This window comes from Leptolyngbya sp. FACHB-36, from assembly GCF_014695955.1.
Lineage (GTDB): Bacteria > Cyanobacteriota > Cyanobacteriia > Leptolyngbyales > Leptolyngbyaceae > FACHB-36.
Window position 1 is genome coordinate 1 of sequence record NZ_JACJPG010000107.1, and the last position, 2,745, is coordinate 2,745.

The following is a 2,745-nucleotide window of genomic DNA, read 5'->3' on the forward strand; positions in this document are numbered from 1 at the left end:
GTACAGCGGGGCGATAACTTGGTGCTGCTGGTGTTCGAGCGTGCTAAGACCGGAGACATCATCCAGGGTCTTCCCCGTATTGAAGAACTCCTGGAAGCCCGGAAGCCAAAGGAAGCCTGCGTGCTAGCAGCGCGTCCAGGAACCGCGCAGGTTGTCTACGACGATGACGACGACTCGGTCGAAATCAAGGTGGTTGAGTCGGATGGCGTCATGACCGAGTACCCACTGGGTCCAGGACAGAACGTGATCGTTGCCGATGGGCAATCCGTACTGGCAGCAGAACCGCTGACGGACGGTCCCGCAAATCCGCACGAGATTTTGGAGAACTACTTCAAATTCCTGCGGGAAACCCAAGGCGTCTACGATGCGGCGCTGGAAGCGCTCCAAAAGGTGCAGACATTCCTCGTGAACGAGGTGCAGTCGGTGTATCAGTCTCAGGGCATTGATATCTCCGACAAGCACATCGAAGTTGTCGTGCGGCAGATGACCTCGAAAGCTCGCGTAGACGATGGTGGTGACACGACGATGCTTCCTGGTGAACTGGTAGAACTCTACCAGGTGCAGCAGGTAAACCAAGCCATGTCCATCACGGGCGGTGCGCCTGCGGAGTATACTCCGGTGCTGCTGGGAATTACCAAAGCGTCGCTCAACACGGACAGCTTCATCTCAGCTGCTAGCTTCCAGGAAACCACTCGTGTGTTGACTGAAGCGGCGATCGAAGGCAAGTCCGACTGGCTGCGCGGCTTGAAGGAGAACGTGATCATCGGTCGCTTGATCCCGGCAGGTACCGGATTCAACGCCTACGAAGAAGTGGGTAGCCCGGATGTCGATCTCTCCTACGAAGGCGTTAGTGTCTTCGATGACGAGACCGATCTAACCGATGTGGTGCTGGACGATCGCACAGCGCGGTCCTACGGCTTAGAACCCTTCGACGATCGATCGCGCTTAGGCTTTGGCATGACCGAAGTCAGCGAACCGTTCTCCCCACTTCTGGACGACGATGAACTGATCAGCGATGACATGGACGACGAAGAAGACGGCGAGGACGACGAGTAGCCTCAAAAATCAGCGGTTAAACCTCCTGCCTCATTAGAGGAACTAGGAAATTAACTTGTAAACTGAGTGTCTCCATCACGGAGGCACTTTTTTATGTCTTTGCGTTTTTTATGTCTTTACGTTTTTATGTCTTTGCGTAACCTGTTTGCGTAAAACCAAAGGGACGATTTGTTCGTACTGTAAAGTGAAGCATCGGTTTGCTCCAGAACCATGTAAAGTCTCAATAAAGAAACTCTATTTCGTCCTGCTTATAATCGTCCGTTAACGAACTCACAACCTTGCTTTCGTTTCGACACTGAGACAATACTGAGACAATTTGAACTCTAGGTCGCGTCCCCTTCGTCAATCCTCGGTAATGGCTGATATGACTGTCGGTTCGCAACAAAACGCTTCCACCGATTCCCACACGGATTGCGCCTCGATCGCGCGGCCACTCGCGGACAGCTCCCTGCTAGAAAAGCTGCGGCAGCGCACAATCACGGCAGCCGAACTGCTGCCGCTGCTGGTTAGCTATCGCCTGCTGCCGCAGCTAACGCGCGAACTAATTATTGACGAGGCGATCGCGCCCTTTACCTGCACCTTTGAGGAAACCATTCAGGCGTGCAAGCAGTTCTACGAGCAGAACCAGATCGCCTCCGAGCAAGACCGCCAAACCTGGTTGGAGCGCAATAGCCTCAGTCCCGCTCAACTGGAAGCAATGATTACGCGCAATCTGCGAACCGAGCAGTTTAAGCAAGCCACTTGGGGACCCAAGCTCGAATCGTACTTTTTGCAGCGCAAGCGCACGCTCGATCGCGTCATTTATTCCTTGATTCGTCTGCAGGACCTCAATCTGGCGCAGGAACTCTTCTTTCGTATTCAAGAAGGCGAACAGTCCTTTGCAGATTTGGCACAGCAATACTCTCAGGGACCCGAAGCGCAAACGGGTGGCTTGATCGGACCGATCGAACTCAGCGTGCCTCATCCAGTACTGGCTCGGCAGCTATCGGTGAGCCAGCCCGGTCAACTGCTACCACCGACTCGTCTGGGCGATTGGGTTGTCCTGGTTCGGCTGGAGAAGTTTTTGCCCTGCCAGCTCGATGACTCGATGCGTCAGCGCTTACTTAATGAACTGTTTGAAGCCTGGGTGAAAGAGCAAATCCAGGCGCTCAGCCATTAGCAAGTCGCCCCGCTAATGGCAGTCGATCGGGACCGATCGCTCCTCAACTCCTCATTCCTCACTCCTCATTGCCCCCCAATGACCTACACGCAAACCACTCCTCAAACCTTCCTATCTGAAGTTGCGCCATTTGACCAACTTTCGGCAGCCGCGTTGGCGACGCTGGCAACTCATGTCCAGCCCTATCGCTACCGCGTCGGACAAACGATTTTGATGCGCGAGAAACTGCCTGCTCAGATCAGCATTCTCTTCGATGGACAGGTGCGGCTGTTAGGCTATGATCCTGCAACTCAAATCCCTGTAACGCTAAGAATGCTTCAGTCTGGAGACGTGTTGGGAGCGGTTGGACTGGTGCGGGGAGTGGCTTGCGAAACGGCGATCGCGTCAACAGAAACGATTTGTCTTACCTTGCCGGCGCAGACCTTTCTAGCGCTGCTGGATCGCGAACCCGCGATCGCGGCTTACTTCCGCAACCAGCCTGCGCTGATCGAGGTATTCGAGCTGCTGGCAGTGGATCTCCAGCGCGCTGC

General features: G+C 54.6%; 3 protein-coding genes. All 3 read left to right on the forward strand.

The features are described from left to right. A partial coding sequence (locus H6F43_RS01460) for a DNA-directed RNA polymerase subunit beta'' (protein WP_190340247.1) occupies positions 1–1,056 on the forward strand: 1,056 nt, incomplete at its 5' end. A gap of 364 nt (positions 1,057–1,420) precedes the next feature. Beyond that, positions 1,421–2,215 carry a peptidylprolyl isomerase gene (locus tag H6F43_RS01465; protein ID WP_190340248.1) on the forward strand — a complete coding sequence of 265 codons (795 nt, stop codon included), beginning with the start codon at positions 1,421–1,423 and terminating at the stop codon, positions 2,213–2,215. Positions 2,216–2,230: 15 nt separating this feature from the next. After that, a partial coding sequence (locus H6F43_RS01470) for a cyclic nucleotide-binding domain-containing protein (protein ID WP_190340249.1) occupies positions 2,231–2,745 on the forward strand: 515 nt, incomplete at its 3' end.

What these genes read in the sequence shown, in the direction of transcription:
- H6F43_RS01465 (WP_190340248.1), top strand. Translation starts at nt 1,421, where the DNA reads ATGACTGTCGGTTCGCAACAAAACGCTTCCACCGATTCCCACACGGAT.